Source organism: Sporosarcina sp. Y1009 (assembly GCF_057669865.1).
The window spans coordinates 1-1344 of the sequence record NZ_JBYHFO010000035.1 but is presented as its reverse complement, the minus strand read 5'-3'; the positions used below and the strand labels follow the sequence as shown (position 1 = coordinate 1344).

General features: G+C 40.1%; 1 protein-coding gene. It reads left to right on the top strand.

Annotated elements, in window-relative coordinates; genetic code table 11:
- A partial coding sequence (locus AC25Y1_RS19260) for an IS4 family transposase (RefSeq protein ID WP_488149633.1) occupies positions 1 to 1161 on the top strand: 1161 nt, incomplete at its 5' end.
- Positions 1162 to 1344 lie beyond the last annotated feature (183 nt).

Here is a 1344-nt window from a genome sequence, read left to right as displayed (position 1 = left end):
AACCATGATGCCCAGATGTCAAAGCAAGCATTGGATAAAAGAATTAATAGAAACGCTGTTTCTTTTCTAGAAAAAATCTACCTTCTTTTGTATGAAAAACAGTCGAATCTCACGCTCGCGGCCATTCCGTTCCAAAGCAGCCAGCCGTTCAATCGGCTCCGGGTATTAGATGGATCAACTGTCACCATGTCGTTTGATTGTCGCCAGGTGTATCCTGGAACCGTGGGTTCTGGTGTAAAATTTCAAATGGAATATGATCTGTTTACTGGACGCTTTTTGTACATCGGTATACAGTCCGGAAAAGCAGGCGATTGTCCTGCAGGAATGGAACGATTGCAAGATATTCAGAAAGACGATCTATTTTTACAAGACTTAGGTTATTTTAAATTCGATATGTTGAAACAAATCATGAAGTCAGAGGCTTTCTTCGTTTCCCGTGCCAAGTCCGATACGATGTTTTATTCGGCTCATCCGAATCCCAGGTATCATCCTAACGGTGAGCTCATCCAGAAGTATGCGTATGAGCGGATTTTATTGGAGGAGGTTCTACTGACGATGAAACGGGGTGAGTTTAAAGAATATCCCATAGTTTATATGGGAAGGCATGAAAAACTTCCAACCCGTTTAGTCCTTTATAGAATGACGAAAGAGGAACAAAGTCGTCAGGATCATCGGATTGTAAGACGTGGTCAGACAAAGCCTGGAAAAATCAAACAGAAATCGAAAGACTTATCCGGTATTTCGATTATGATTACAAATCTTCCTCTTTCTGTTCCAGCGGAAGAAGTGGTTGCCCTTTATCGATATCGGTGGCAGATTGAACTTCTTTTCAAGTCTTGGAAAAGTGATTTCAAAATCGCTCATTATCGTGAGATGAAACTCGAAAGATGGGAATGTCACTTATATGTGGAACTAATTACGCTTCTTCTAAGCACCTTGTTGACTTATCAATTTCGTGTATATTTTTGGCAGACCGAAGGTCTGATTTTGAGTGAACAAATTACGATGAGAGAAGTGGGCAAAAAAATATGGGTGCTTTGGCGAGCCCGTGATGAAACGGTCTGGCAAAACACCCTAGAACAACTAGAAAGAACACTGCGGTCTATTGGCCGGAAAAATGTGAAAGAACCCGGCCCCATTGGCTGGAATGCTTACAGATAAAAACATTTTTTTTAGGGGTAAAATGAGTTTTATTTAGCATGCCATGAACAATGGAATTATTTAAATCATACCCTGATTAGACTTTGCAGAAACCTCTAATCTCAAATAAAGTCAGTGATTGGTAAAATAATAGTTGAAAGATTGATAAGAAGTGATGAACAGAACCTTAAGTTGACGCGTATG